The sequence below is a fragment of the Halomonas sp. MMSF_3323 genome (assembly GCF_030733595.1).
Taxonomy (GTDB): domain Bacteria; phylum Pseudomonadota; class Gammaproteobacteria; order Pseudomonadales; family Halomonadaceae; genus Halomonas; species Halomonas litopenaei.
This window is the reverse complement of the sequence record NZ_JASHIT010000020.1, coordinates 13,100-38,417: the sequence shown is the minus strand read 5'-3', so window position 1 is coordinate 38,417 and position 25,318 is coordinate 13,100. Positions and strand designations below refer to the sequence as shown.

At 64.7% G+C, this 25,318-nt stretch carries 27 protein-coding genes; 10 read left to right on the top strand and 17 right to left on the bottom strand.

The annotated features are described in order from the left end of the window. Positions 1–36: 36 nt before the first annotated feature. The gene (locus RBB39_RS11745) at positions 37–1,464 is read right to left on the bottom strand and encodes a PLP-dependent aminotransferase family protein (RefSeq protein ID WP_045992118.1); all 1,428 of its coding nucleotides are present in this window, start codon (positions 1,462–1,464) and stop codon (positions 37–39) included. Between the two features lie 115 nt (positions 1,465–1,579). Here RBB39_RS11745 and RBB39_RS11740 point away from each other — a divergent pair, with 115 nt between their 5' ends. Then, entirely contained in the window at positions 1,580–2,572 is a 993-nt protein-coding gene (locus RBB39_RS11740; RefSeq protein ID WP_083970315.1) for a DMT family transporter, read from the top strand. Here RBB39_RS11740 and RBB39_RS11735 read toward each other — a convergent pair. From RBB39_RS11735 to phaR, 4 genes are all read right to left on the bottom strand, one after another. Then, on the bottom strand, positions 2,542–3,414 hold the full coding sequence (locus tag RBB39_RS11735; protein ID WP_045992119.1) for a phosphoribulokinase: 873 nt from the start codon (positions 3,412–3,414) through the stop codon (positions 2,542–2,544). The genes RBB39_RS11740 and RBB39_RS11735 overlap by 31 nt on opposite strands. Then, complete coding sequence (locus RBB39_RS11730) at positions 3,414–3,848, bottom strand: thioesterase family protein (RefSeq protein WP_045992120.1); 435 nt, start codon at positions 3,846–3,848, stop codon at positions 3,414–3,416. The genes RBB39_RS11735 and RBB39_RS11730 overlap by 1 nt, the downstream gene beginning before the upstream one ends. A gap of 63 nt (positions 3,849–3,911) precedes the next feature. Beyond that, positions 3,912–5,195 (bottom strand): phosphoribosylamine--glycine ligase, encoded by a 1,284-nt coding sequence (gene purD / locus RBB39_RS11725; protein ID WP_045992121.1) that lies wholly within the window; start codon positions 5,193–5,195, stop codon positions 3,912–3,914. 102 nt (positions 5,196–5,297) lie between these two features. Then, complete coding sequence (gene phaR / locus RBB39_RS11720) at positions 5,298–5,771, bottom strand: polyhydroxyalkanoate synthesis repressor PhaR (protein WP_045992122.1); 474 nt, start codon at positions 5,769–5,771, stop codon at positions 5,298–5,300. A gap of 119 nt (positions 5,772–5,890) precedes the next feature. On the opposite strand from phaR, the gene RBB39_RS11715 reads away from it, so the two are divergent. Next, positions 5,891–6,604 (top strand): 16S rRNA (uracil(1498)-N(3))-methyltransferase, encoded by a 714-nt coding sequence (locus tag RBB39_RS11715; RefSeq protein ID WP_045992123.1) that lies wholly within the window; start codon positions 5,891–5,893, stop codon positions 6,602–6,604. Positions 6,605–6,643: 39 nt separating this feature from the next. On the opposite strand, the gene RBB39_RS11710 is transcribed toward RBB39_RS11715, so the two are convergent. The 3 genes from RBB39_RS11710 to RBB39_RS11700 all read right to left on the bottom strand — a co-directional run bounded on the left by RBB39_RS11710 (position 6,644) and on the right by RBB39_RS11700 (position 10,181). Next, positions 6,644–7,222 (bottom strand): ATP-dependent zinc protease, encoded by a 579-nt coding sequence (locus tag RBB39_RS11710; RefSeq protein WP_045992177.1) that lies wholly within the window; start codon positions 7,220–7,222, stop codon positions 6,644–6,646. Between the two features lie 138 nt (positions 7,223–7,360). Beyond that, positions 7,361–8,659 carry a lytic murein transglycosylase gene (locus RBB39_RS11705; protein ID WP_306169103.1) on the bottom strand — a complete coding sequence of 433 codons (1,299 nt, stop codon included), beginning with the start codon at positions 8,657–8,659 and terminating at the stop codon, positions 7,361–7,363. 220 nt (positions 8,660–8,879) lie between these two features. Then, positions 8,880–10,181 carry a DASH family cryptochrome gene (locus RBB39_RS11700; RefSeq protein WP_045992125.1) on the bottom strand — a complete coding sequence of 434 codons (1,302 nt, stop codon included), beginning with the start codon at positions 10,179–10,181 and terminating at the stop codon, positions 8,880–8,882. A 320-nt stretch (positions 10,182–10,501) separates the two neighbouring features. Here RBB39_RS11700 and RBB39_RS11695 point away from each other — a divergent pair, with 320 nt between their 5' ends. From RBB39_RS11695 to RBB39_RS11670, 6 genes are read left to right on the top strand one after another with little or no spacing between them, the layout of a single operon-like run. Beyond that, a complete protein-coding gene (locus RBB39_RS11695) occupies positions 10,502–13,354 on the top strand; it encodes a monovalent cation/H+ antiporter subunit A (RefSeq protein ID WP_045992126.1) in 2,853 nt (950 codons plus the stop codon). A gap of 1 nt (position 13,355) precedes the next feature. Then, positions 13,356–13,700, top strand: a complete 345-nt coding sequence (locus RBB39_RS11690) for a Na+/H+ antiporter subunit C (protein WP_045992127.1) — start codon at positions 13,356–13,358, stop codon at positions 13,698–13,700. Then, positions 13,697–15,205, top strand: coding sequence for a monovalent cation/H+ antiporter subunit D (locus RBB39_RS11685; protein WP_045992128.1), 1,509 nt, complete (start codon positions 13,697–13,699; stop codon positions 15,203–15,205). Before RBB39_RS11690 ends, RBB39_RS11685 begins: the two co-directional genes overlap by 4 nt. Next, a complete protein-coding gene (locus tag RBB39_RS11680; RefSeq protein WP_306169102.1) occupies positions 15,202–15,702 on the top strand; it encodes a Na+/H+ antiporter subunit E in 501 nt (166 codons plus the stop codon). The genes RBB39_RS11685 and RBB39_RS11680 overlap by 4 nt, the downstream gene beginning before the upstream one ends. Next, positions 15,696–15,965, top strand: a complete 270-nt coding sequence (locus RBB39_RS11675) for a K+/H+ antiporter subunit F (RefSeq protein WP_045992130.1) — start codon at positions 15,696–15,698, stop codon at positions 15,963–15,965. Before RBB39_RS11680 ends, RBB39_RS11675 begins: the two co-directional genes overlap by 7 nt. 15 nt (positions 15,966–15,980) lie before the next feature. Further along, positions 15,981–16,364, top strand: a complete 384-nt coding sequence (locus RBB39_RS11670; protein WP_045992131.1) for a Na+/H+ antiporter subunit G — start codon at positions 15,981–15,983, stop codon at positions 16,362–16,364. A gap of 91 nt (positions 16,365–16,455) precedes the next feature. Here RBB39_RS11670 and hemH read toward each other — a convergent pair whose 3' ends face one another. Beyond that, entirely contained in the window at positions 16,456–17,526 is a 1,071-nt protein-coding gene (gene hemH / locus RBB39_RS11665; protein WP_045992132.1) for a ferrochelatase, read from the bottom strand. Between the two features lie 108 nt (positions 17,527–17,634). Here hemH and RBB39_RS11660 point away from each other — a divergent pair, with 108 nt between their 5' ends. Both RBB39_RS11660 and RBB39_RS11655 read left to right on the top strand, forming a co-directional pair. Beyond that, on the top strand, positions 17,635–19,215 hold the full coding sequence (locus tag RBB39_RS11660; protein ID WP_045992133.1) for a cryptochrome/photolyase family protein: 1,581 nt from the start codon (positions 17,635–17,637) through the stop codon (positions 19,213–19,215). After that, a complete protein-coding gene (locus RBB39_RS11655) occupies positions 19,212–19,565 on the top strand; it encodes a thiol-disulfide oxidoreductase DCC family protein (RefSeq protein ID WP_306169101.1) in 354 nt (117 codons plus the stop codon). Before RBB39_RS11660 ends, RBB39_RS11655 begins: the two co-directional genes overlap by 4 nt. Before the next feature lie 168 nt (positions 19,566–19,733). Here the strand turns inward: RBB39_RS11655 and RBB39_RS11650 are convergent, their stop codons facing one another. The 8 genes from RBB39_RS11650 to rlmB all read right to left on the bottom strand — a co-directional run bounded on the left by RBB39_RS11650 (position 19,734) and on the right by rlmB (position 25,277). Continuing rightward, positions 19,734–20,036, bottom strand: a complete 303-nt coding sequence (locus RBB39_RS11650; protein ID WP_045992135.1) for a DUF6482 family protein — start codon at positions 20,034–20,036, stop codon at positions 19,734–19,736. A 396-nt stretch (positions 20,037–20,432) separates the two neighbouring features. Continuing rightward, complete coding sequence (locus tag RBB39_RS11645; RefSeq protein WP_045992136.1) at positions 20,433–20,726, bottom strand: hypothetical protein; 294 nt, start codon at positions 20,724–20,726, stop codon at positions 20,433–20,435. 78 nt (positions 20,727–20,804) lie between these two features. Next, positions 20,805–22,193: a replicative DNA helicase gene (gene dnaB, locus RBB39_RS11640; RefSeq protein ID WP_045992137.1), complete on the bottom strand. Its 1,389-nt coding sequence runs from the start codon at positions 22,191–22,193 to the stop codon at positions 20,805–20,807. Positions 22,194–22,402: 209 nt separating this feature from the next. Next, positions 22,403–22,849 (bottom strand): 50S ribosomal protein L9, encoded by a 447-nt coding sequence (rplI, locus tag RBB39_RS11635; protein ID WP_045992138.1) that lies wholly within the window; start codon positions 22,847–22,849, stop codon positions 22,403–22,405. A gap of 16 nt (positions 22,850–22,865) precedes the next feature. Then, positions 22,866–23,717 carry a hypothetical protein gene (locus tag RBB39_RS11630; RefSeq protein WP_222515625.1) on the bottom strand — a complete coding sequence of 284 codons (852 nt, stop codon included), beginning with the start codon at positions 23,715–23,717 and terminating at the stop codon, positions 22,866–22,868. Positions 23,718–23,727: 10 nt separating this feature from the next. Continuing rightward, on the bottom strand, positions 23,728–23,955 hold the full coding sequence (gene rpsR / locus RBB39_RS11625; protein WP_016853668.1) for a 30S ribosomal protein S18: 228 nt from the start codon (positions 23,953–23,955) through the stop codon (positions 23,728–23,730). 45 nt (positions 23,956–24,000) lie between these two features. Beyond that, complete coding sequence (gene rpsF / locus RBB39_RS11620; RefSeq protein ID WP_045992140.1) at positions 24,001–24,372, bottom strand: 30S ribosomal protein S6; 372 nt, start codon at positions 24,370–24,372, stop codon at positions 24,001–24,003. A 164-nt stretch (positions 24,373–24,536) separates the two neighbouring features. Further along, the gene (gene rlmB, locus RBB39_RS11615; RefSeq protein ID WP_204248931.1) at positions 24,537–25,277 is read right to left on the bottom strand and encodes a 23S rRNA (guanosine(2251)-2'-O)-methyltransferase RlmB; all 741 of its coding nucleotides are present in this window, start codon (positions 25,275–25,277) and stop codon (positions 24,537–24,539) included. Positions 25,278–25,318 lie beyond the last annotated feature (41 nt).

The following is a 25,318-nucleotide window of genomic DNA, read 5'->3' as shown; positions in this document are numbered from 1 at the left end:
TCCAGGATGAGCGGGACTGGCATGGCACCACGAAGGTCAGTCCCCGCCCCGGGCCGCCCGCTCCATGGCCCGGTCCAGCGCCCTGAAGACGTCATCATCCAGCGACTGCGCCACATTGAAGCGCAGGTAGTGACTGTTCGCCGTTTCCGGGCTGAACACCTCCCCAGGCGCCAGTACCAGATCCTCGTCCAACGCCGCTCTGGCCACGTCCTTGGCGCAGAGCCCCGCGGGCAGTCGCGTCCACAGAAAGAGCCCCGCACTGGGCTCCACCCAGGGCTCCAGGCCCGCCGAGCGCAGTCGCGGCATGACCTGTCCCATGGCGTCTGCCAGGCGCGTCCTGAGCACGTTGAGGTGACGTCGATAGGCGCCTTCCCTGACCAGCTGGAACACCAGCTCTGCCGACAGCGCGCTGGCGCCAAAGGAGGTCGCCAGCTTCAGGTCGACCAGCTCCTCGAACCACTCGGGGCGGATGGCGATATAGCCACAGCGCACCGAGGCCGACAGGGTCTTGGAGAAGCTGCCCACCTGGATTACCCGCTCGAGCCCGTCCAGCGCCGCCAGGCGTGGTGACGCCTGGTGCTCGAAGTCGGCGAAGATGTCGTCCTCGATGATCAGCAGGTCGTGACGCTCGGCCAGGCGCAGCACGCGGTGGGCCACCGCCAGTGACAGGCTGGCACCGGTTGGATTATGCAGCCCCGAGTTGGTGATATAGAGCCGCGGACGATGCTGCTCGAGGGCCTCGGCAAGGCGCGATAGGTCCGGCCCCGCAGGGCTGAAGGGCACCCCCACCACCTTGACCCGGTGGGCACGCAGCAGGGCATGAAAGTTGAAATAGCAGGGGTCATCGACCAGCACGCGGTCGCCCGGCTCGAGCAGAAACCGACACAACAGATCGATGGCCTGGGTGCCGGACTCGGTCAGCAGGATCTGGGACGGCGCCGCCTCGACACCCCGCTCGGTAAGGCGATGCGCCAGCACCTGACGCAGTGCTTGCAGGCCCTGGGGCGACGCATAGTCGGTCAGGCTGGCGACAGCGCCGGAACGCCTCGCCAACTGCCTCAGCCCACGGCGAATCTCCTCGTGGGGCATCCACTCTGCCGGCAGCCAGCCACAGCCTGGCCTCAGCCGGTAATGGTCGCTCTCGAGCGCCTGGCGGGTCAGCCACAGCGGGTCCACTTCGCGCTCGCGACGGGGCGCCAGCTCCGCCAGGGACAGCGGCGGCAAGCGATCACCGACGAAAAAGCCGGCGCCGCGACGGGAATGGATGGCGCCCTCGGCGACCAGCCGATCGTAGGCCTCGACCACGGTGGAGCGTGACACCCCGAGCGATTCAGCCAAGCCGCGAATCGACGGCAGGCGCGCACCTGGCGCCAGCTGACGCTGGGCCATGCGGCGCTGGATCAGCGCTACCACCTGCTCGACCAGGCTGCTGCCCGCCCGACGATCGATGTCCTGTGCCTTCATCTGTACTGGAGGCTCCACCATGACAGTTTGTCAAAACTGTACTGCACCGTCTCTGGCTGCACCAGCGCACGCCCTTCACCCTAGGCGCTACTGACCCGCCACGGAGTTCGCGCAGATGCCCTCACGACACCGACCATTGAACCCGACACACCGCCCGGACCTTGGCAGGGGCTGGGCCTGCGGCGCCCTCGGCATGGCCATCTTCAGCGGTTCATTGCCCGCCACCCGGGTGGCGGTGGGGGCCTTCGATCCGCTGTTTCTGACCTTTGCCAGGGCCAGCCTGGCGGGACTGGTGGCGGTGGTATTGCTGGCGTGCCTGAAGGGACGCCGGCCGCGGACCGATGAGCTTGCATCGCTGGGGCTGGTTGCCGCCTGCGTGGTGGTGGGGTTTCCACTGCTGACCGCCATGGCGCTGGAGCACGTCAGCGCAGCGCACTCGCTGGTCTATATCGGCCTGCTGCCGATGGCCACCGCGCTGTTCGGGGTGCTGCGTACCGGCGACAGGCCCCGCCCGGCGTTCTGGGCCTGCTCGTTGAGCGGTGCTGCGCTGGTCGCAGGCTTCGCGCTCGGCCAGCCTGGCAGCGCCTCCTTGACCGGCGATCTGTTGATGCTGGCCGCCGTGACCGTCTGCGGGCTCGGCTACGCCGAGGGCGCGCGACTATCACGACGGCTGCAAGGCTGGCGGGTGATCTGCTGGGCGCTGACCCTGTCCCTGCCGTTGATGCTGCCTCTGGCGGTCGCATCGCAACCGCCGACACTGCAGGGTATCGGCAGCGCCGCCTGGTGGTCGCTGGGCTATGTATCGCTGTTCAGCATGCTGATTGGCTTCATCTTCTGGTATCGCGGCCTGGCGCTCGGTGGGGTGGCCGCGGTGGGTCAGCTACAGTTGCTGCAGCCGTTTCTCGGGCTTGGCCTGGCGGCCTGGTTGTTGAACGAGTCGATCAGCGTGGCGATGCTCGCCACCTGTGCCGCGGTCGTGGTGTGCGTCGCCGGTGCAAAACGCTTCGCCACACCAGCTCCGGTGCCGTCGATCCCGACCTGTCAGTCAGACGAAGCCGGCATCAACGGTGCGGCGGCTCAACGAAAACGTCGTTGGGCCAGCAGATGACGCACCAGCGGACCGAGGATCAGCTCCATCGCCAAGGATAGACGAGAGCCGGGCACCACCAGGGTGTGGGGGCGACTCATGAAGGCGTCCTGAATCATCGCCAGCAGGTAGGGAAAGTCCACGGTGGACGGATCGCGGAACCGGATCACCACGAAGGACTCGGCATCGGTGGGAATATCCTGGACCTCGAAGGGGTTCGAGGTATCGACCGTGGGCACCCGCTGAAAGTTGATATGGGTACGCGAGAACTGCGGCAGGATGTAGCGCACGTAGTCATCCATGCGCCCCAGGATGGTGTCGATGACCGCTTCCTGGGTGTAGCCGCGGGCGTGCATGTCGCGGTCGATCTTCTGGATCCACTCGAGGTTCATGGTCGGGGCGACGCCCACCAGCAGATCGACGTGGCGGGCGATGTCCACCTCACTGGTGACCAGCCCGCCGTGCAGACCCTCGTAGAACAGCAGGTCGGTACCGGTGGGCAGCGGCTGCCATTCAGTGAAGGTGCCGACCTGGTAGCCGGCCTCGATCATCTTCTTGTCTTCGGCGTGGATATAGTGCCGGAAGGTCCCGGCGCCGCTGTCACCGTACTCCTGGAACAGCGTCTCCAGGCGATCGAGCAGGTTGGCCTCCACCGCAAAGTGGGACAGCTCATCCTTGCGCTCGGGCTCCTCGCGAAAGATCCGCGCCATCTCCTGGCGGGTGTAGCGATGGAAGGCGTCACCATCGACGAAGGCGGCATGGACATCTTCCCGGGCGAACATGCGCTCGAAGGTACGCTTGACCGTAGTGGTGCCGGCACCGGACGAGCCGGTGACCGCGATGACTGGATACTCCCTCGACATCAGCCAGCCCTCGCCAGGGCGTCACGTACCGCTTCGGGCACCGCCACCGCACGCCCTGCCTGGGGGTCGACCACCATCAGGTTGAGCCTGGCGGTCGCCACTATCCGCTGATCGCTGTCGCGACGCATGCGATGGTAGACCGTGATGGCCTTGCGCGCCGGTTCGGGGATGGCGGTCTCGACCGTCAAGGCATCCGGCCAACGAGACTCGGCCTGATACTGCACCGCCAGGTCGGCGGCGACACTGGGATAGCCTCCCATGTCACCTTCGTGAAGCCCGAGATGGGCCAGGGCGGCCGCCCTGGCCTCGTGCAACAGCGAAATCACGGCGTCATGGCCCAGATGGTGCCCGTAGTTCATGTCGGTCACGCGCACCGTCAAACCATGACGGTGGACGATCGCCTGCTCGGGAAACTCCAGTTTGACGCGTTCCATGCTCGCTCCTTGCTGATTATTGTTGGTCAGTACCATGGGGCAAGCCAGACCGGTACCCGACGATCAGGACTGCCGGGCCATGGCGCGGTGGGCGATGTCCGAACGCCAGAAGGCGCCTTCGAAACTCACCGTCTTGACCCCGCGGTAGGCCAGCTCCCGAGCCTCGCCAAGATCCTGACCGAGGGCGGTTACGCACAACACTCGTCCGCCGGAGGTGACCACCTGGCCATCCTTTTCCGCGGTGCCGGCGTGGAAGACCTTGACGCCCAGGGCCTCGGCACTGTCGCCTCCGCTGATCACGTCGCCCTTGCGGTAGCTGCCGGGGTAGCCTTCGGCGGCCATCACCACACCGATGGCCGGACGCGGGTCCCAGCGGCAATCGTGACCGGACAGGCGACCCTCGGCGCCGGCCAGACACAGCTCGGCCAGATCGCTCTGCAGGCGCATCATGATCGGCTGGGTTTCGGGGTCGCCGAAGCGGCAGTTGTACTCGATCACCTTGGGTTCACCCGCGTCGGTGATCATCAGCCCGGCGTAGAGGAAGCCGGTATAAGGATGCCCTTCGTCGGCCATGCCACGCACCGTGGGGCGAATCACCTCGTCCATGATGCGCTGGTAGACGCTGTCGGTGACCACAGGTGCCGGCGAATAGGCGCCCATGCCGCCGGTGTTGGGGCCGGTGTCGCCCTCGCCCACCCGCTTGTGGTCCTGGCTGGTGGCCATGGGCACGATGGACTCGCCATCCACCATGACGATAAAGCTGGCTTCCTCACCTTCGAGGAATTCCTCGATCACGACACGAGCACCGGCATCACCGAAGGCGTTGTCTTCGAGCATGTCGCGAACCGCCGCCTCGGCCTCGGCCTCGGTCATGGCCACGATGACGCCCTTGCCCGCCGCCAGGCCGTCGGCCTTGATGACGATGGGTGCGCCCTTGTCCCGCAGATAGGCCAGCGCCGGTTCCACGGCGGTGAAGGTGCTGTAGTCAGCGGTGGGAATGGCGTGGCGAGCCAGAAAGTCCTTGGTAAAGGACTTGGACCCCTCGAGCTGGGCAGCGCCCTGGGTCGGGCCGAAGATCGCGAGCCCGGCGTCACGAAAACGATCCACCACTCCCTCGACCAGCGGCGCCTCGGGGCCCACGATGGTCAGGCCGACGCTCTCGCGCCGGGCAAAGTCCACCAGCCCGTCGAGGTCGGATACCGCGATATCGACGTTGGTCAGTCCCGCCTCCCGTGCGGTGCCGGCATTGCCTGGCGCCACGAAGACCGAGGAGACGCTGGACGACTGGGCGACCTTCCAGGCCAGGGCATGTTCGCGGCCACCGCCGCCGATGATCAGGACCTTCATCCGCTCAACTACCTTTCGAGTACCAAATGAGGCGGCATTATGGCAGAAAAAGCCCGCTCTCGCCCTCCTGACCTCTCTCCATCAGAGCCGGGCGTGGGAGGGTCAGGAGGAACGCTCGTCGTCGTCCTTGGTGGTCCCGCCCTGGCTGGTTCCGCCCTGGCTGATGGTGTTCTGCCAGAAACGCATGTTTTCCTCGGCCAGCTCGCGCATCAGCTCCATCGGCGAATGCCGCATGGCCTGCTGCCACTGATCCTGCATCTTCTTCTGCTGCTCCATCATCAACCGGGTGCCCTGCTCCAGGTAGCGCGCCAGGGGCAGCGGCTGAGACATGGCGTACACCCGAATCAGCTGTTGCAGCAGGTCATTGGAGAACACCTCGGCGTCGCTGTCGGCCTGCTCCTGCTCGATGATGATCGACAGCAGAATGGTACGCGTCAGGTCCTCGCCACTCTTGGCATCTTCCACACGGAAAGGCACTTCCTCGAGAATCAGGCTTCGTAGATCCTCGAGCGTTACATAGCGGCTCTGTTCGGTATCATAGAGCCGGCGATTGGCATACTTGCGAATCACGCGCACGGCGCTGCTCCTTTGTTCGTGGGAAGCCCAGGGACTGCAGTTGCAGATCCTCGGCTTCGTTCGCATCCATTTTGCACCGCGACACGGCCCTTGCAAGACAAACCGGTACTCGAGGCTCCATGAATCTGATACTTCTCACCCGGAACGACGTCGATGACGCCGGGTTGGCACGGGTCCGCGACCCCCGGCGCCTGGCCCACCTGCGCCAGGTCCACCGCGCCCGCCAGGGCGACGTGATGACCCTGGGACTGGAGAACGGCCCGCTGGGCCGCGGTCAGCTCGTGTCGCTGACCGACGATGAGGCCTGCTTCGACGTTTCCGGGCTCGATCAGGCTCCGCCCGCGGCGCTGCCGGTGCACCTGGTGCTGGCGCTGCCTCGCCCACGCATGCTGGCAAGAAGCATAGAGCATGCCACCGCGCTGGGGGTGAAGCGCATCACGTTGCTGCATAGCCGCAGGGTGGAGAAGAGCTACTGGCAGTCCCCCGAACTCGATCCCGCCAAGATCCACCAGCACCTGGTGCTTGGCCTGGAGCAGGCCCGCGATACTGCGCTGCCGGTGGTGGACACGGCGCGGGGCTTTCGGCCCTTCGTCGAGGACCGTCTGCCGTCCCTGCTGGAAGGACGGCGGGGCCTGTTGGCGCACCCCGGGATGGCGACTGCCTGCCCTCGAGGCCTGACCGAGCCTGTGACCCTGCTGGTCGGCCCCGAGGGCGGCTTCATCGAATGGGAGGTGGAACAGATGCTGGCGGCAGGCTGCGAGGGCATCCACCTGGGCGAGCGCATCCTGCGGGTGGAAACCGCGGTGACCGCGCTACTGTCCAGGCTCTTCTAGGCCAACCCTGTAGACCACACCAGCGGTGCCATCGACGTATCAGCTCTCGCTGTCCTCGTCATCGGCACCGTCATCCTTGTTGGTGCCGTACTCGCCCTCTCCCTCATGCTCGATGACCGGAGAGTTCTCGTCGCAACTCGGCTCGATCATGAAGGTCTCGCGCACGTCCAGCAGCCCGAGCTCACCGATGGTACGGCGCCCCAGCAGCATCGGGTAGTTCATCTCTTCCCGGTTGCGCAGGCTGAACTGCTCCTCGTGGATGGTGTCCCCCATGCACACCTCCATCAACACCACCAGGCGCTCGTCGCGACCGCCGGCCCCGCGCACCGTCATGTCGCGATAGAGCGGGCGTTCGAGCTGCTTCTTGAAGGTCTCGCCAGTCTCCTCGTCCTCGAGCTCGAGGGCGAAACGCACCCAGGGTTCGCCTTCCTTGTCGAAGCGCTCGATATCCCGGGCATCCAGCGAAGACGTCAGCGCGCCGCTGTCCAGCTTTGCCTTCACTTCGACGTCCCAGGGCTCCAGGGTCGCCATCTCGACCCAGCCAAAGACGTCAGGGCCGTCATCGGCCAGGGCGCCGCCGGCCGGCGCCATGCACAGGGGTAGCGCCGCCAGCGCCATCAGTCGGGCGGGGCCCGACAGCCATCGATTCCAGAGAGTCATCGTGCCATTTCCATGTGGAGGGCGTCCCGCCGGACGCCGATACGTCAGGCCCCTGAGTCAGGGGCCGCCTTGATGTTTTCAGGGCTGATTGATCGCTCAGTGGCTTAGGCGTTCGAGCAGGTTGAGCGTGGCGAAACCGTCGGGCACCAGCCCCTGGTCGCGCTGCCTGGCGCGCAACCCTGCCCGGGTATTGGGACCCATGATGCCGTCCGGGGTTCCCACCTCGTAGCCAAGCGCCTGAAGCCGCGACTGCAGCGTCTTCACCTGAGTACGAGAGAGCGGTTGCTCGTCACGCGGCCAGCCACCCTCGATGCCGGCGCGCCCGGCGATACGGTCGCTCAGCGAGGCCACCGCCAGGGCGTAGCTGGTGGCGTTGTTGTAGCGCAGGATGGCGCGGAAGTTCGGTCCCACCAGGAAAGCAGGACCACGCGCGCCGGCCGGAGTGATCACCGACGCCTCATCGAAGGCCGGCAGATCGCCACCGCCCAGCGGGCTCACACCCAGGCCGGCCCAAGCCGAAGCGCTCTTGCGGGTATCGAGCTCGGTCTGGGCGTAGTCGAACCCGGACGGCAGTTGCACCTCGACACCCCAGGGCTCGCCCTGACGCCAACCGGCACGATCCAGATAGTTGGCAGTCGACGCCATGACGTCGGGGATACTCGCCCAGATATCACGGCGACCGTCGCCGTCTCCGTCCTTGGCGTAGGCCACGAAACTGGAAGGAATGAACTGGGTGTGGCCCATCGCCCCCGCCCAGGAGCCCTTCATGCGCTGCGGTGTGATATCGCCGGCGTCGATGATCTCGAGCGCTGCCATCAGTTCACCGCGTGCAAAGTCTCGGCGCCGACCGTCATAGGCCAGGGTCGCCAGTGCCTCCAGGGTCGAGAAGTCACCGAAGTTCTGGCCGTAGTTGCTCTCGATACCCCAGATGGCGGTAAGGACCTCGGCGGGCACACCGTAGTCGGCCTCGGCGCGGTCGGCCGCGGAGCGATTGGCGGCGAGCTTGTCACGCCCCTGGGTCACCCTGGCGTTGGAGACCGCGGTATCCAGGTATTGCCAAATCGGGCGCACGAACTCCGGCTGGGAGCCGTCGAGTTCGATCACCCGGGGACGGTAGCGCAGGCCATCCAGCGCGCGCGCCAGGGTCGCTTCGCTGATGCCTTCTGCACGCGCCTGATCACGAAAGCCGGCCAGCCACTGATCGAAGCTCTGGGGCTCGACTGCAGCGGCGGCATGGGCGGCCTGCCCAGACGCTTCGCCACTGGCGCTGGCGGTGACGCTTGCACCAGCACTGGCATTGGTACCGGCCGCGGCATCGCCGGAGGGGGCGGCGGAGGTACTCTGGCAACCGGCCAGGGTCACCACGAGAAGGGCGGGGAACAATCGGGTCAGCATGATGAAGCAATCCTTGGCGATCAATATGCGGGCATGATGACCCAGGACCCGCTGTCATACCAGCCAGTCAGGCCGCCAGAGCATCGCAAGATGTGGCACCACTACCACCAAGGTGAGAGCCACCCGCAGGGGCAAGAGACCTCATACGGTAGGTCGAACAACGTAGTGAACAGGGCATCGCTCGTTCTTCCCTACACCGGTGCCTCAATGCCCCAGTGCCTCAATGCCCCAGTGCCTCGTAGGAAGACGGCTGCAAGCTCACCTCGTTCCAGTGGCGGACATAGCGTTCATCGGGGTCGTAGCGCCGGCTCTGTTCGTCGATATCGAAGATCCTGGGTTTGGCGTTGCGGCCCACTCCTGCGATGTACTTCCAGTTGCCCCAGTTGCTGGCAACGTCATGGTCGATCAGACAGCGTTCGAACCAGGCGGCGCCGTGGCGCCAGTCCTCCCCGAGATCGTGCACCAGGTAGCTGGCGACGAGCTGACGCGCTCGATTGGAGAGCCAGCCGCTGACCGACAACTCACGCATGGCTGCATCGATCAGCGGCTGCCCGGTAGCGCCCAGGCGCCAGCACTCGAATGCCTGCCCCGGCGATGATGGGGGATCGCCGAACAGCGCTTTGCCTTCCTGGCGTGCCACCCAGTGGAAGTACTCGCGCCATAACAACTCGTGATAGAAGTGGCGAGATGATGCGTTGGCACCCCGCCGGTCTTCCCATTCTCTCAGTGCTTCGAGGACCTGGGTCGCCGACACACAGCCAAGCGCCAGCCAGGGCGATAGACGGGACGAAAAGCCAGCGCCGATCAAACCATTGCGCGTCTGCTGATAGGTCGCCAGCAAATCGGACTCCCACACGACGTCGTCGAGACGCTGCCAGGCGGGCGCTTCACCGCCGACAAAGGCAAGCCCGGCGCTGTCGGGCACGTCGTTCAAGGCGTCCGCTTCGCGTGACAATCGCTGCAACGAGGGCAGGCCGCGTGGCGCTCGCTCCGGCCACGCCGGCTGCGTCGCCGGGGCCGGACGGCTGTGGCTTCGAGGAGACGCCTCGCCGAGACGACGCCGGAAAGCCGACCAGCTTGCCGGTACCTCATCCAACGTCATCGGCAACGTCTGCGACGTCCACAGCGTGCCCGTACCACGACGCTCCAGTCGACACTGCCTTGGCAGGCAGCGTGCCAGTCGCTCAAGCTGGTCGTCCCCGCCTGCGGCCTCGCTGGCCACCACCCGTGTCACCTGATACTGCTCGGCCAGCCGGGCGACCAGCGACACCGGCTCGTCCACCGCCACCAGCAGGTCGCTACCCTTCTTCAACAGCGTCCCACGCAACTCCTTGAGACACTGCCACAGAAAGCGCAGCCGCCGAGCGCCGATACCGGCCACGCCGTCTGCCGATGTGCCATCAAGCAGTGCCTCGTCGATCACGAACACCACCAGGCGCTCGCTGACCGAGGGCGCGATGTCCAGCAAGGGGTTGTCGGCCAGCCGCAGTTCCCCACGCAACCACACCAGCTCTGTTTCCATGTCACGCTCCCGACAGGCCTGAAGATTCTCGGCACGCGCCCCGAGGGCACAGATCGTGCGCTACCGACGGAGGCATTGCCCTACTGCATAGCGATAATATATAGGTCTTGTACACCACATGTACAACTTTTAGAGCGCCGACGACTATCACGTTGAATCCGCACGGGGCAGCGATCCGTCCATCTTTCGGGTAAAGTGGGTCGGCGCTTCAGGGTGAGCTGATCAACACCCCTGGCGGTAGGCCAAGGCATTGTGAGGGCTCGTGTTTTCAGACCATCGCGGCGCTCACCACGTTCAAGGACAGGCAGGATGACCGACAGATGACTTTGCTATGGATTCCCTTGCTCCCCCTTCTCGGTGTGCTGGTCCCCGCATTGACCGGATCTAGAGGCCGCCCTCTTTGCACCCTTGCCACGGCGGTCCTTCCCGCCATAGCCCTGGCCATGACCCTGGCCCAGCTACCCGCCCTGGGTGCCGGGGATATCCCTCGGGTCTCCCTGAGCTGGGTGCCCCAACTGGGGCTGGACCTGGCCTTTCGCCTCGATGGCCTGTCACTGCTGTTCAATGTGCTGATCCTGGGCATCGGCCTGCTGATCATCCTGTACGCCCATTATTATCTGGACGCCAGCGAGAACTACGCCCGCTTTTACGCCTACCTGATCCTGTTCATGGCCTCCATGGTGGGCATCGCCATGGCCGACAACCTGCTGGTGCTGTGGTTCTTCTGGGAGTTGACCAGCCTGTCATCCTTCCTGCTGATCGGTTTCTGGTCACACCGCTCGGAGGCGCGCAAGGGCGCGCGCATGGCGATGACGGTCACCGGCGCCGGTGGCCTCGCCCTGCTGGCGGGCTTTCTGCTGCTGGGCGATATCGTCGGCAGTCTCGACATGCAGGTGGTGCTGGAAAGCGGCGAGACGATCCTGGCCGACCCGCGCTACCCGCTGATGCTGGTCCTGGTGCTGCTCGGCGCCTTCGCCAAGTCCGCCCAGTTCCCGTTCCACTTCTGGCTTCCCCATGCCATGGCGGCACCGACTCCGGTGTCTGCGTACCTGCACTCCGCCACCATGGTCAAGGCGGGGATCTTCCTGATGGCGCGCCTGCATCCCGCCATCGCCGGCAGCGAGCTGTGGTCGGCCATCGTGACCGTGATCGGTATCGTCACCATGGTGTATGCCGCCTGGTTTGCTCTGATCAAGGCGGATCTCAAGGGAATCCTGGCGTTCTCCACCGTCAGCCATCTGGGCCTGATCACCGTACTGCTGGGCATCGGCAGTCCCATGGCGGTCCTGGCGGCGCTGTTTCATATCCTCAACCACGCCACCTTCAAGGCCGCACTGTTCATGTGTTCGGGGATCATCGACCATGAGGCCGGCACCCGCGACCTGGCCCGGCTGGGCAAACTGGCCAAGGCGATGCCGGTCACCTGCGTGGTGATGAGCATCACCGGCGCCGCCATGGCGGGCGTGCCGCTGTTCAATGGCTTCATCTCCAAGGAAATGTTCTTCACCGAGGCCCTCGAGACCCACGCCTTCGGCGGCCTCAGCCTGGTGCTGCCGGTACTGGCCACCATTGGCGGCGTGCTGTCGGTGGCCTACTCCGCGCGGCTGGTCCACGCGGTGTTCTTCTCCCCTCCGCGCCACGCGCCGCCCAAGACGCCGCACGAGCCGCCCCATCTGATGCGGGCTCCGGCGGAGCTGTTGGCGGTGCTGTGTATCCTGGTCGGCCTGTTCCCGGCGCTGATGGCCACCTGGCTGATGGCGCCTGCGGTCGAGGCGGTGCTGCTCGAGCCGCTGGAGTTCCACCTGGCCCTGTGGCACGGCTTCAACCTGCCGCTGGCGATGAGCGCCGTGGCCCTGGTCGCCGGCGTCATCACCTATATCCTGCATCGCAAGATTCGCCAGTTCGTGCGGGACTTCCCGCCGCGTGATGCCAGCCGTATCTTCGAGGGTGTCATCCAGTGCATCGGCGATCGCGCCGAGCGCATCACCGAATGCGTCGACAACGCCTCGCTGCAGCGCTTCATGACCCTGCTGCTGACCGCCTCCCTCGTGGTCGGCGCCATCGGTCTGGCCCAGATGGATACCCTGACCGGGGCCAAGGGCAACCAACCGGTGGACGGCGTGCTGCTGGTCGGCGCCCTGCTGCTGGTGTTCACCGGCATCGGCACCGCCATTACCCATCGCCATCGTCTGATCTCGCTGCTGATGCTGTCGGTGGTGGGCCTGCTGGTATCGCTGACCTTTGCCCGCTTCTCGGCACCGGACCTGGCGTTGACCCAGCTATCGGTCGAGGTGGTCACCATGATCCTGCTGATGCTGGCGCTGTTCTTCCTGCCCCAGAAGACCCCGCGGGAGTCCACCCCGGCGCGGGCGCTGCGCGACCTGGTGCTGTGTACCGGTCTGGGCGGAGTGATCGCCGGACTCAACTACACCGTGCTGACCCGCGACACCGAAAGCATCTCGGACTTCTTCCTCGACAACAGCGTGCCCGGCGGCGGCGGCCACAATGTGGTCAATGTCATCCTGGTCGACTTCCGTGGCTTCGACACCCTGGGCGAGATCACGGTGCTGGCGATCGCCGGTCTCGCCATCTTCAAGCTGCTCAACCGTCTGCGCCTGTTCATGCCTCACAGCGACAGCGAGGGACGCATCTGGGCACCGGACCGCTACCCGATGATTCTGACCACCATCTCCCAGACGGTACTGCCGCTGGCACTGCTGGTGTCGGTGTTCATCTTCCTGCGTGGCCACAACCAGCCCGGTGGCGGCTTTATCGCCGGCCTGATCACCGCGGTGGGGCTGATTCTGGTGTACATGGCCCGGGGCGTTGCCTGGACCCAGAAGCGTCTCGACTTCCCCTACCAGCCGGTGGCGATCCTCGGCGTCGGTGTCGCCGCCCTGACTGGCTTCGGCAGCTGGCTGTTCGGCGCACCCTTCCTGACCTCGTCCTTCGGCCATTTCCATATCCCGCTGATCGGCGATATCGAACTGGCCACCGCGATGCTGTTCGATCTCGGTGTCTATCTGGCGGTGGTCGGTGCGACCCTGATGATCCTGGCCAACCTGGGCAAGGTGACCACCCCCCACCGTCCGGCCAAGGAAGACCATGACGCGACGGAACGCGGCCTGCACCGCACCGACGACCCCACCCCCGACGGCAAGGAGACCGTGTGACATGGAAATGCTCTATGCCATAACGACCGGCGTGCTCGCCGCCAGTGGCCTGTATCTGATGCTGCGCGGCCGAACCTTCCCAGTGGTGGTAGGTCTGACGCTTCTCTCCTACGCCACCAACCTCTTTCTGTTCTCCATGGGCGGACTGACCACCGGTGGTTCCGCCATCATCGACGGCAAGAGCGACTACAGCGATCCGCTGCCCCAGGCGCTGGTGCTGACCGCCATCGTCATTGGCTTCGCCATGACCGCCTTCGCGGTGATCCTGGCGATGCGTGCACGGGGCGACATGGGCAATGACCACGTGGACGGGCGCAAGGCCGAGGACAAGGAGGAGCGACGCTGATGTCCCACCTGATCGTGATGCCCATCGTGCTGCCGCTGGCAGCAGCGGTGGCGCTGCTGCTGACCCGATTCGGCAATGCCACGCTCAAGCGTGGTCTTGGCCTTGCCACCACCCTGGCGCTGCTGGTGATCAGCGTGATGCTGCTGCGCCAGGCGGCCAGCGGCGAGATTCAGTACTACGCCCTGGGCAACTGGCAGCCGCCCTTCGGCATCATCATGGTGCTGGACCGGCTATCGGCGCTGATGCTGTTCGTGACCTCGATGCTGGCGGTTGGTGCGGTGCTGTTCGCCTGCGGCGGCGACGACGAGAAGGGCAGCAACTTCCACGGCCTGTTCCAGCTGCAGCTGATGGGAATCAACGGCGCCTTCCTGACCGGCGACCTGTTCAACCTGTTCGTGTTCTTCGAGGTGCTGCTGCTGGCCTCCTACGCCCTGCTGGTCCACGGTGGTGGCAAGGCGCGCATCCAGTCGGCGGTCCACTACGCCATCCTCAACCTGGCCGGATCGGCGCTGTTCCTGTTCGCCGTGGGTCTGCTGTACGGGGCCACCGGCACCCTCAACATGGCGGACATGGCCCAGGCGGTGAGTCAGCTGCCGGGAGAGCGTCAGGGCATGGTCGTCGCCGGCGCTCTGCTGCTGCTGGTGGTATTTGGCCTCAAGGCGGCGGTACTGCCACTGTATTTCTGGCTCCCGCGGGCCTACGCCAGCGCGCCGCCGCCGGTGGCCGCCCTGTTTGCGGTGATGACCAAGATCGGCGTCTACGCCATCCTGCGGGTCTACTGGCTGGTCTTCGGCGACCAGGCAGGCCCCCTGGAGGCGCTTGAGCAGAGCTGGGTGTGGTGGCTTTCGCTCGGCACCCTGGCGATTGCCGGTGTCGGCGTGCTGGCCGCCCGCGACCTGCGTCTGCTGGTGGCCTATCTGGTACTGGTGTCGGTGGGCACCCTGCTCGCCGGCGTCGGCATGCGCTCCCCCGAGGCGGTATCGGGCCTCCTGTTCTATCTGGTGCACACCACCCTGGTCACCGGCGGGCTGTTCCTGCTGGCGGACATGATCGGCGTCCAGCGTGGCAAGGCCGGTACCCGCCTGGTGCGCGGCCGGATACCGCGCAACGCCACGGCGCTGGGCCTGATGTTCCTGATCGGGTCCATGGCGGTGGCGGGCCTGCCCCCGCTGTCCGGGGCGCTGGGCAAGGTCATGCTGATGAACGCCGGCGACAGCGCCCAACGTCTCTGGTTCTGGCCTCTGCTGCTGGCCACCGGCCTGTGCGCCATCGTGGCGCTGTCGCGGGCAGGGTCCACCCTGTTCTGGCGCAGCCAGGCCAGCGATGACGGCGAGTCGCTGTCCCCCTGGCAGTGGGCGGGCACCGGCTGGCTGCTGGCATCGTCGCCGTTGCTGGTGATCCTGGCCGGCCCCCTGGCCGGCTACACCGAGGCCACCGCAGAACAGTTGAGCGACCCGCAACCGATGATTCAGGCCGTTCTGATCGATCAGGGAGACGCCCAATGAACCGACGCACTCGCTCACTACTGCCGACACCGCTGCTCAGCCTGCTGCTGCTGGTCGTGTGGCTGTTGCTGGTCAACACGGTCTCGGTCGGTCACCTGCTGCTTGGCGGCTTTCTGGCCGTGCTCATCCCCTGGCTGACCTACCCCTTCTGGGACATGCAGCCCGGTGTAAAGAAGCCCTGGAAACTGCTGCGCTTCTTCTTCCGGCTGATCGGTGACATCGTGGTGGCCAACATGCAGGTGGCCTGGATCATCATCAATCCCTGGCGCCGCACTCGGCCCCACTTCGTCGAGTATCCGCTGATGCTCGAGGAGCGATTCACCATCACCCTACTGGCCAGCACCATCACCCTGACCCCAGGGACGGTGTCGGCCAACCTGCGCATGGACGGCAAGACGCTGCTGATCCACGCTCTGGATGTGCGTGACGAACAGACCCTGATCCGCACCATCCGCGAACGCTACGAGCAGCCGCTGAAGGAGATCTTCGAATGCTAGACACCGCCTTGACCATCAGTTTGGCGCTGGTCTGCCTGGCGCTGCTGCTGAACCTGTTTCGCCTGACCGTGGGCCCGGACATGCCCGACAGGATCCTGGCGCTGGATACCATGTACGTGAACTCCATCGCCCTGATCATCCTGATGGGAGTGTGGCTCAACTCCAAGACCTACTTCGAAGCCGCGCTGCTGATCGCGCTGCTCGGCTTCATCAGCACCATTGCCGTCTGCAAGTATCTGCTGCGCGGCGATATCATCGAGTAACTTCGGGAGAATTCCATGTTCTACGTCATTCTCGAGGGGCTGATCTCGGTGCTGCTGATCGCCGGCGGGCTGTTTGCCTTCATCGGCTCGCTGGGCATGGCCCACCTGCGGGACTTCTACATGCGCCTGCACGGCCCGACCAAGGCCACCACCCTGGGCATGGGCTGCATCCTGTCCGGCTCCATGGTGTACTTCAGCGCCACCCAGGAAGGCACCCACCTGCAGGAGATGCTGATCACCCTGTTCCTGTTCATCACCGCCCCGGTAAGCGCCCACATGCTGGCCAAGACAGGCCTGCACCAGCGCCTCAAGTATCTGGACAAGACCCGCGGCAAGCCGCTCGAATTTCGTGAGGAAGAGGTTGGGGATAAGCCGGTGCCCCACCCCGACCGAGACTAAAAGCCTAGCTTCATGCAAGCTGGATACGAAACGGGCAGCCCATGGGCTGCCCGTTTTGTGTCTGGCTATCGTGGCGCGAAAGGCCGAGCGATCAGATCCAGCCGCCCAGTTCGCGCTTGACGATATCGGCCAGCACTGCGATATGGTCGTCGCGATCGTTGAGACACGGAATGTAGATGAAGTGCTCGCCGCCGGCCTCCATGAAGGCGTCGCGGATCTCTTCCTCGATCTCTTCCAGGGTCTCCACGCAGTCGGCGCTGAAGGCGGGGGACAGTACGGCGATACTCTTGTGACCCTGACGCGCCAGCTCCGCCACCTTGTCGACGGTGGCGGGGCCCACCCATTCTTCAGGCCCGAACTTGGACTGGAAGGCGGTAACCACTTCGTCCTCGGCCTGCCCCAGCCGTTCGCGCAGCAGTCGCGTGGTCTTCCTGCACTGACAGTAGTAGGGGTCGCCTTCCTCCAGAAAGCGCTTGGGTACGCCGTGATAGGACGCCACCACCACCGAAGGCTGGTGCGTCTCGTTCTCCAGGCGTTCGCTGACCGAGGCAGCCAGGGCCTCGATGTAGCCCGGCTCGTCGAAGTAGGCCGGCACCGTTCGCACCGATGGCTGCCACTTGCGCTTCATCAGCTGACGGAAGAACTGATCGCAGGCGGTGGCGGTGGTGGGCGAGCCGTACTGGGGATACAGCGGGAAGAACAGGATACGCCGACATCCCTTCTCCTCCAGCTCCTTGAGCGCCTTGTCGGTGGAAGGATTGCCGTAGCGCATGCCGAAGCTGACCTCGATCGAGTCCCCCAGCTCAGCGCGCAGCCGCGTCGACAGCTTCTCGCTCTGGCTTCTGGTGATGGTCAGCAATGGACTCTCGTCCTTGTCGGTGTTCCAGATGCTGCGATAGGCCGCCCCGGAGGCAAATGGCCGGCGACTCAGGATGATCAACTGCAGCAGCGGCTGCCAGAGCCAGCGCGGATAGTCGACCACCCGCTGGTCCGACAGAAATTCGCTGAGATAGCGGCGCATGGACCAGTAGTCGGTATCGTCCGGCGTACCCAGGTTGGCGACCAGCACGCCGATCTTTTCACGTGCGACGGCGGGGTGGTCGACCGGCGCCTGCTCCGGGCGATGGGCCTCCACCACTGAGGGGGGAACGGACTGATCCATGAAGGTGACTTCCTCTTGGTAGCGAATGCACAAAGCCTATCACCGGTGGGTATCAGGCTCGAATGAAGTGTTACTATGAAGAGGATTTGTACAATTTTTGGTGAACCCATGTCCAGATCCTTGATCCTGATCACCGGCGCCCAGTTGAGCCTGGACCTCGGACTCTTGCAGACCACTGGCGACGACGACGTCGTCGCGCTGTGCGAGGTCGCCGAGGAAGGCCGCTACGTGCCGCATCATCCTCAGAAGATCGCCATGATGCTGTCGGCCATGCGCCACTTCGCCGCCACTCTTCGCGACAAGGGCTATCGCGTCCACTACAGCGCCCTCGATGATCCGGACAACGCCCATGGCCTGCTGGCGGAGGCGGAACGCCTCGCGCAAGCCTACGACTGTTCGCGGATTGTCACCACAAGGCCCGGCGAATGGCGGCTGCTGGATGCCATGGAGCGCCGCCAGGGCGGGATACCCTGGCAATGGGTCGAGGACGACCGCTTCTACTGCACGCCTGGTGAATTCGGCGACTGGTTGTCCCATCGCCGGCAGCCTCGCATGGAGGGCTTCTATCGACTGATGCGTCGCCGCACCGGCCTGCTGATGGAGGGCGATGAACCCATGGGCGGCCAGTGGAACTTCGACAAGGACAACCGACGGCCCCTGCCCCAGCACTACACGCTGCCCAAGCCTCCCCGCCACACCGTCGACGACATGACCCGTGAGGTGCTGACACTGGTGGAGGAACACTTCGATGAACACTTCGGTCGTCTGGATGGCTTCCACTGGCCGGTCACCCGACGCCAGGCGCTGGTCGATCTCAGACACTTCATCGATCACCTGCTGCCGAGCTTCGGTGACGTCCAGGACGCCATCAGCGACAGCGATCCCTTTCTCTTCCACTCGCGCCTGTCCGCTCCCATGAACCTTGGCCTGCTCAGCCCGAGAGAGGTCTGCGAGGCCGCCGAAACCGCTTATCTCGAGGGGCATGCACCGATCAATGCGGTGGAAGGTTTTATCCGCCAGATCCTCGGCTGGCGAGAGTACGTCAGGGGCATCTACTGGACCCGTATGCCGGACTACAAGGGCTATAACGCCTTGCAGGCCCGCAGGGGTCTGCCCCACTTCTACTGGAGCGGTGACACCGGCATGCGCTGTCTATCCCGCGCGATCGGCATGACCCGGGACAACGCCTACGCGCACCATATCCAGCGTCTGATGGTGACCGGCAACTTTGCTCTGCTGTGCGACGTCAGCCCCGAGGCCCTGTGCGACTGGTACCTGGCGGTCTACGCCGACGCCTGCGAATGGGTCGAATTGCCCAATACGCTTGGCATGGTGTTGCACGCCGACGGTGGACTGATGGGCTCGAAGCCCTACTGTGCGTCAGGCAAGTACATCGATCGGATGTCTGACCATTGCCGCCACTGTCGCTATGACGTGAAAAAGACCCTGGGCGAAGACGCCTGTCCCTTCAACAGCCTCTACTGGGACTTTCTCGAACGTCACGCCGACACCCTGGCGAGCAATCCTCGCATGAAGCTGATCTATGGCTCGCTGCGCCGCATGAGCGATGACAAGCGCAGCGCCATGCGCCGCCAGGCCACGTCCTTTCTCGACAACCTGGCATGCGAACCGAGCTACGGTCAGGGTCCCCACCGCGACGGCTATCGACCTCAGGGAGCGAATCCATGAATCGGTTCGAGACACTCGCCACACCGCTTGCGCTGTTTCATGATGGTCAGTGCCCACTATGCCGCAAGGAGATCGCCTGGCTGAGGCGGCATCCGCGCAGCCGGCTGATCCACTTTATCGATATCCGCGACGACGATTTTTGCGCCGAGGCCTGGGGCCAGCGCTTCGATGACATGCTGGGCAAGCTGCACCTGCGCGACGCCACAGGTCGCTGGTTCATCGGCATGGATGCCACTCGCGCATTGTACGCGACGCTGGGTCATCGCCGTTGGGTGCAGCTAAGCAGCGTACCCGGTTTGCGTGGACTGCTGGACATCGGCTATCTGGGCTTCGCCCGACTGCGCCCCTGACTAACAGGGACTCAAAGGAAGCGATAAGGCAGGTCGACACCGCCAAGGGCCCTGGCAGCTTGCGCCAGGGACTTGTTCGGTGAACGTGGGTACATCAGTGGCAAGGCAGAGACGGCGAGACTGCCGTCGAGAGGGTTCCAGCACCAGGGTGGTGTGGAACGATGTCACTCAAAACACCAGGGGCATACGTGAGGCCAGCGGTTCGGCATAGTGGGCCTCGCGACCGATCACCTCGTCGTGGGCCACGTGCTGGACCAGGTAGGCGCGGTGGATACCGGCACGCTTGAGCTCCAGGTAGACGTCGTCCAGCGAGCGGAACAACACCGGCTTGCCGCGGCGGCAGAGCATCTTGCGGGCACCTTCCACGTCTTCCAGTTCGACCTGGTAAAAACGGCTGCCGGCATGGCCGATCACGCGAATCTCGAAGTTGTCGTGGCGGCCGACAAAGGCCTTGAGATCATTAATTTCCATCGTATCTTTCGCCTCTTTTCATCCTGTCGCGACGGGGGTCCTGTGGCCCCCGCCCTCCTTATGTGACGACACTACGGCGACGAGCGTGCCGATGATATTTCGGCAGACCATGACGCTCGTTTCATTTCCCTGTGCCGCGCATGTGACTCTCTGATCATGGCACAGCCTGGGCCCTTCGGGTGACATTCCCGTGACGGTGTGAAGAATTTCTCTGATCTGGATACATATTGGCCGTTTCGCGCGCACAGCGGGTTAAACGACCTCCATGATCGCGGCGGAGAAAAGGGGGTCTTCAGCGGCAGGCAGCGCCTTTGCGGGAGGAAGTGGAGAGCTTGAAGGAGGGAAAACGAAGGCCCGCGACACGAATGCTCGCGGGCGACGGATCCGGCGGTGAGACTACTGGTAGTCGGAGGGATCGATGGCCTTGCCGAGGGAGTTGCGGTCGACCCAATTGCCGGCCTTGGTCTCCTTGTAGCGAAACACCACCTTGTCGCCGATCTGCACCGGCAGCTCGGAGTCTTCTGTCTGGTAGCTGTAGTCCACGCCGTCCACTACTAGGTGATAGCGATACAGATCGGGCATGCCGAGCCATTCCTTGAACGGGCCTTCCCGTTCCACCGAGGTCAATTCGCCACGGGCTTCCAGCTTGGGCGCGCGACGGCGATTGCCGCGTCGAAATCCGCCTGCCATGTCAGGTCTCCTTCACTGTGTCTGTCGAAATCGCAAGGGGCGGCATTATACGAGCCCGTCGGTCAGGCTCAAGCACGTTTATTCGCCGAAGGTATCACCGTAGCTGTCCGGCGCCAGATCCTCGAAGCGGGTGTACTTGCCGATAAAGGCCATGTGCACCGTCCCGATGGGGCCATTACGCTGCTTGCCGATGATGAATTCGGCGAGTCCCTTGTTGTCGGGATTATCCGGGTTGTAGACCTCATCACGATAGACGAAACCGATCAGGTCGGCGTCCTGCTCGATGGCCCCGGATTCACGCAGGTCCGACATCACCGGACGCTTGTTGGGGCGCTGCTCCAGCGAGCGGTTGAGCTGCGACAGCGCAATCACCGGGCAGCCGAACTCCTTGGCAAGCCCCTTGAGCGAGCGCGAGATCTCCGAAATCTCGCCGGTACGGTTGTCACCGAACCCCGGCACCTGCATCAACTGAAGGTAGTCGATCATGATCATCGCCAGGTTGCCGTGCTCGCGCACCACGCGACGCACCCGTGAGCGCATCTCGTTGGGCGACAGCGCAGCGGTGTCATCGATGAACAGTTGCTTGTCCTTGAGCAGGTTGACCGCCGAGGTCAACCTCGGCCAGTCCTCGTCCTCGAGCTGACCGGAGCGCACTCGAGTCTGGTCGATGCGGCCGAGTGACGACAGCATGCGCAGCATGATCGAGTCCGCCGGCATCTCCATGGAGAACACCATCACCGGCTTGTCGCTGGACACCACCGCGTGCTCCACCAGGTTCATGGCGAAGGTGGTCTTGCCCATGGACGGACGGCCGGCGACGATCACCAGGTCGGAGGGCTGCAGCCCGGAGGTCATGTCATCGAGATCGCGAAAGCCGGTCGACAGGCCGGTCATCTCGCCTTTCATGTTGAACAGCTCGTCGATGCGATCGACGGCCTTGGTCAGCAGCTCGCTCATGCCGATGGGGCCGCCGGCCTTGGGGCGGTCCTCGCTGATCTGGAACACCAGCCGCTCGGCCTCGTTGACCAGCTCATCGGCAGGACGCCCATTGGGGCTGAAGGCGCCGTCGGCGATCTGGTTGGCCGCCTGGATCAGCTTTCTCAGGGTGGCGCGTTCGCGCACGATGTCGCCATAGGCGCGGATATTGCTGGCCGAGGGAGTGTTGCGGGCCAGCTCCGCCAGGTAGGCGAGCCCGCCCACGGTGTCGAGCTGGTCGCGCCCCTCCAGGGCCTCGGACAGGGTCACCACGTCCAGCGGACGGCTCGACTCGGCCAGCGCCACCATGGCGTTGAACACCAGGCGATGCTCGTAGCGATAGAAGTCGTCGGCCACCAGCCGGTCGGCGATATTGTCCCAGGCCTGATTGTCGAGCATCAGGCCACCCAGCACCGACTGCTCGGCCTCCACCGAGTGCGGCGGAACCTTCAGCGCCGCGGCTTCACGATCGATGGTCTGGACGTCACTCATGCGCTTGTCTCTTCGCTGTTGTTCACGGCGCCATGCCACTGGATCCAGGCTGTGTCCGAAAAGTCGACGAGCGCAGCCACTCTCCAGACAAGCCTTAGTCTACCCGAAGCCGGGTCCGTCGCACGATCACCCATGCGGGCGATCGCGAGCCACAAAAAAGGGCGCGGGATGTGACTCCCGCGCCCTTGCCACTGCCGTGGGAGACGACCTTACTCGGCCACCACCACCACGCGCACGGTGGCGTCGACGTCGGCATGCAGGTGCAGCACGATGTCGTATTCGCCGGTCTGGCGGATCGGGCCTTCCGGCATGCGGACTTCGCTCTTGGCGACGTCGATACCGGCGCTGGAGATCGCCTCGGCCAGGTCACGCGGACCGATGGAACCGAACAGCTTGCCTTCGTCGCCAGACTTGGCGACCAGAGACAGCTCGATGTCGTTGAGCTGCTCGGCGCGAGCTTCGGCTTCGGCCTTGCGCTCGGCGGCCTGAGCTTCGAGCTCGGCACGCTGGGCTTCAAAGGCAGCGATGTTGTCCTTGGTGGCCGGCACGGCGAGACCGTAGGGCACCAGGTAGTTGCGGCCGTAACCAGGCTTGACGGTGACCTTGTCACCGAGACCGCCCAGCTTGCCAATGTTGTCGAGCAGAATGACTTCCATCTCGTAAACCTCTATGTCAGTTGCTGTGACCCAGACGCCCGCGGAAGTCCGCGAAGGTATCGATCAGGGCCACAACCAGCACGATGAGAATCATGGGCCAGGTGGTGATCAGCAGCAGATAGAACGCGACCAGCCACAACCCGTTCATTCCCTTACGTCCAACTACACCATGTGTCAGGCCGATGCCTGCCATCAGCAGCGGAATCCAGGCCAGCATGCCGATCCCGGGGAGACCCAGCAGGGTGCCGGCGATCACCAGCACCACCAACAGGATCAGCTCCCTCGGGGTGAGCCGCAGGGCGTGGAACTCTTCCCGGAAACCTCCCGGGTTGTAGAGCCCCGCCTGCCAGCTGCGTGCCAGGGCCAGACAGGCCACCGCAGCGAGCATCACCACCAGACCGGTGACACCGCTGATGACCAGCTCGGCCAGCCGACTGGCGTCGAGCCCCTGGGCAGCCAGCTCGTCGAGCATGGCCGCCACCTCGGAGGAACTCTGGCGCAGCTGCTCCAGCATCAGGGCGGTGTCTGCCTTGGGCAGGAACACCCCCAGCTGGATCATCGCAGCGCCGGCCAGCGACCCCAGGATCAGCGCCTCGCCCCAGCGCATGCGGGAGCGCAGCACGATGGCCATCAACAGCGCCAGCAGGGTGGTCGCCAGGGGGATCGGATCTCCCTGGGTCCACCACCAGCCTGCCGGCACCGCCGCAGCGGCGATCACCGGCATCGCCGGTGCCATGCCCTTGCGCAAGGTCACCAGAGCGGCAATCGCCGCCCCGAACCAGAACAGCCAGGGCACCGCAGACGCCACCAGCGCGACCAGAGTCGCCTGGGGCATGCCTTTCATCGACCATCGGGCGACGGGCAGCATCGGCGACGACTTACTGGTGGCTGTCGGTGTAAGGCAGCAGGGCCAGGTAGCGTGCGCGCTTGATCGCGGTGGACAGCTGGCGCTGGTAACGGGCCTTGGTACCGGTGATGCGGCTGGGAACGATCTTGCCGGTCTCGGTGATGTAGGCCTTGAGCGTGTCCAGATCCTTGTAGTCGATCTGCTTCACGCCTTCAGCGGTGAAACGGCAAAACTTGCGGCGACGGAAAAAGCGTGCCATGGAAAGACTCCTTATACGTGCGTTGCAGAGCTAGTGATGCGCGGCTCAGGCGGATTCAGCGGTGCGCGGCTTTTCTTCGCGACGGGCACGCTTCTCTTCCACCGGCTTCATCATCGGAGACGCTTCGGTGATGGCTTCCTTGCAGCGCACCACCAGGCTGCGAATGATGGCGTCGTTGAAACGGAAGATGTTCTCGATTTCCTCGAGGGTCTCGCCGCTGCACTCGACGTTCATCAGCACGTAGTGAGCCTTGTGGATCTTGTTGATCGGGTAGGCCAGGTGACGGCGGCCCCAATCCTCGAGACGGTGAACAGTACCGGCGTTCTCGGTGACGATGCTGGTGTAGCGCTCGACCATGGCCGGAACCTGCTCACTCTGGTCCGGGTGGACCATGAAGACGATCTCGTAGTGACGCATGGATTCTCCTTTCGGTTTGGCAGCTTCCGCAGGGGCCTGAGTCGTCTCGGCGCCGGGGGAAGCAAGGAGTGAATAACAATTAGCCTGTCCCGCGCAGAACGCACGGGCGCCCAGATTCTACGGAGTTGTGATCAGGGTTGCAAGCCGATGCTGGAGCGACACCGTCACCCGCGGGCCTTGAGTTCGCGCTGGCGTACCACCTCGAACAGACAGACGCCGGTGGCCACCGACACATTGAGACTCGAGACGGTGCCCGCCATGGGCAGCTTGACCAGGTTGTCGCAGGCCTCCCGGGTCAACCGACGCATGCCCTTGCCCTCGGCCCCCATCACCAGCGCCATGGGCCCGGTGAAGTCGGCAGCGAAGACGCTGGCGTCGGCCTCGCCGGCGGTACCGGTGATCCACACCCCTTCTTCCTTCAGTCGCGCCATGGCGCGGGCCAGGTTGGTCACCTGATACACCGGCACGCTCTCGGCGGCACCGCAGGCCACCTTGCGCACGGTGGCGTTGAGCGGTGCCGACTTGTCCTTGGGCACGATCACGCCGTGCACCCCGGCGGCATCGGCACTGCGTAGACAGGCGCCGAAGTTGTGAACGTCGGTGACACCATCGAGGATCAGCAGCAGCGGCGGCGTCTCCAGCGGCCAGGCCTTGAGCTTGTGCCACAGGGACTCCTCGCCCTCCGGCGCCAGTGGCGGACAGAACGCCACGATACCCTGATGGGAGGCACCCTGGGAAAGGCCGTCGAGCTCTTCACGGAGCACGCTCCTGAGCCTGGCGCCGCGACTGCGCGCGGTATCGACCAGCTCACTCAGACGACGCCCGGCGTCGCCCTCCTGCACCCACAGTTCCTTGGGTGATTCGCCACGCTCCAGCAGCGCCCGGACGGCGTGGACGCCGAACACACTGTCGAGGCCGTTCGGCACTGCCGGACCATGCTGACCAC

Bases quoted from the DNA above. Each gene is read 5' to 3' on its own strand.
- RBB39_RS11745 (WP_045992118.1), bottom strand. From the start codon at position 1,464: ATGAAGGCACAGGACATCGATCGTCGGGCGGGCAGCAGCCTGGTCGAG.
- RBB39_RS11740 (WP_083970315.1), top strand. From the start codon at position 1,580: ATGCCCTCACGACACCGACCATTGAACCCGACACACCGCCCGGACCTT.
- RBB39_RS11735 (WP_045992119.1), bottom strand. From the start codon at position 3,414: ATGTCGAGGGAGTATCCAGTCATCGCGGTCACCGGCTCGTCCGGTGCC.
- RBB39_RS11730 (WP_045992120.1), bottom strand. From the start codon at position 3,848: ATGGAACGCGTCAAACTGGAGTTTCCCGAGCAGGCGATCGTCCACCGT.
- purD (WP_045992121.1), bottom strand. From the start codon at position 5,195: ATGAAGGTCCTGATCATCGGCGGCGGTGGCCGCGAACATGCCCTGGCC.
- RBB39_RS11715 (WP_045992123.1), top strand. From the start codon at position 5,891: ATGAATCTGATACTTCTCACCCGGAACGACGTCGATGACGCCGGGTTG.
- RBB39_RS11710 (WP_045992177.1), bottom strand. From the start codon at position 7,222: ATGGCGCTGGCGGCGCTACCCCTGTGCATGGCGCCGGCCGGCGGCGCC.
- RBB39_RS11705 (WP_306169103.1), bottom strand. From the start codon at position 8,659: ATGCTGACCCGATTGTTCCCCGCCCTTCTCGTGGTGACCCTGGCCGGT.
- RBB39_RS11700 (WP_045992125.1), bottom strand. From the start codon at position 10,181: ATGGAAACAGAGCTGGTGTGGTTGCGTGGGGAACTGCGGCTGGCCGAC.
- RBB39_RS11695 (WP_045992126.1), top strand. From the start codon at position 10,502: ATGACTTTGCTATGGATTCCCTTGCTCCCCCTTCTCGGTGTGCTGGTC.
- RBB39_RS11690 (WP_045992127.1), top strand. From the start codon at position 13,356: ATGGAAATGCTCTATGCCATAACGACCGGCGTGCTCGCCGCCAGTGGC.
- RBB39_RS11680 (WP_306169102.1), top strand. From the start codon at position 15,202: ATGAACCGACGCACTCGCTCACTACTGCCGACACCGCTGCTCAGCCTG.
- RBB39_RS11675 (WP_045992130.1), top strand. From the start codon at position 15,696: ATGCTAGACACCGCCTTGACCATCAGTTTGGCGCTGGTCTGCCTGGCG.
- RBB39_RS11670 (WP_045992131.1), top strand. From the start codon at position 15,981: ATGTTCTACGTCATTCTCGAGGGGCTGATCTCGGTGCTGCTGATCGCC.
- hemH (WP_045992132.1), bottom strand. From the start codon at position 17,526: ATGGATCAGTCCGTTCCCCCCTCAGTGGTGGAGGCCCATCGCCCGGAG.
- RBB39_RS11660 (WP_045992133.1), top strand. From the start codon at position 17,635: ATGTCCAGATCCTTGATCCTGATCACCGGCGCCCAGTTGAGCCTGGAC.
- RBB39_RS11655 (WP_306169101.1), top strand. From the start codon at position 19,212: ATGAATCGGTTCGAGACACTCGCCACACCGCTTGCGCTGTTTCATGAT.
- RBB39_RS11650 (WP_045992135.1), bottom strand. From the start codon at position 20,036: ATGGAAATTAATGATCTCAAGGCCTTTGTCGGCCGCCACGACAACTTC.
- RBB39_RS11645 (WP_045992136.1), bottom strand. From the start codon at position 20,726: ATGGCAGGCGGATTTCGACGCGGCAATCGCCGTCGCGCGCCCAAGCTG.
- dnaB (WP_045992137.1), bottom strand. From the start codon at position 22,193: ATGAGTGACGTCCAGACCATCGATCGTGAAGCCGCGGCGCTGAAGGTT.
- rplI (WP_045992138.1), bottom strand. From the start codon at position 22,849: ATGGAAGTCATTCTGCTCGACAACATTGGCAAGCTGGGCGGTCTCGGT.
- RBB39_RS11630 (WP_222515625.1), bottom strand. From the start codon at position 23,717: ATGCTGCCCGTCGCCCGATGGTCGATGAAAGGCATGCCCCAGGCGACT.
- rpsR (WP_016853668.1), bottom strand. From the start codon at position 23,955: ATGGCACGCTTTTTCCGTCGCCGCAAGTTTTGCCGTTTCACCGCTGAA.
- rpsF (WP_045992140.1), bottom strand. From the start codon at position 24,372: ATGCGTCACTACGAGATCGTCTTCATGGTCCACCCGGACCAGAGTGAG.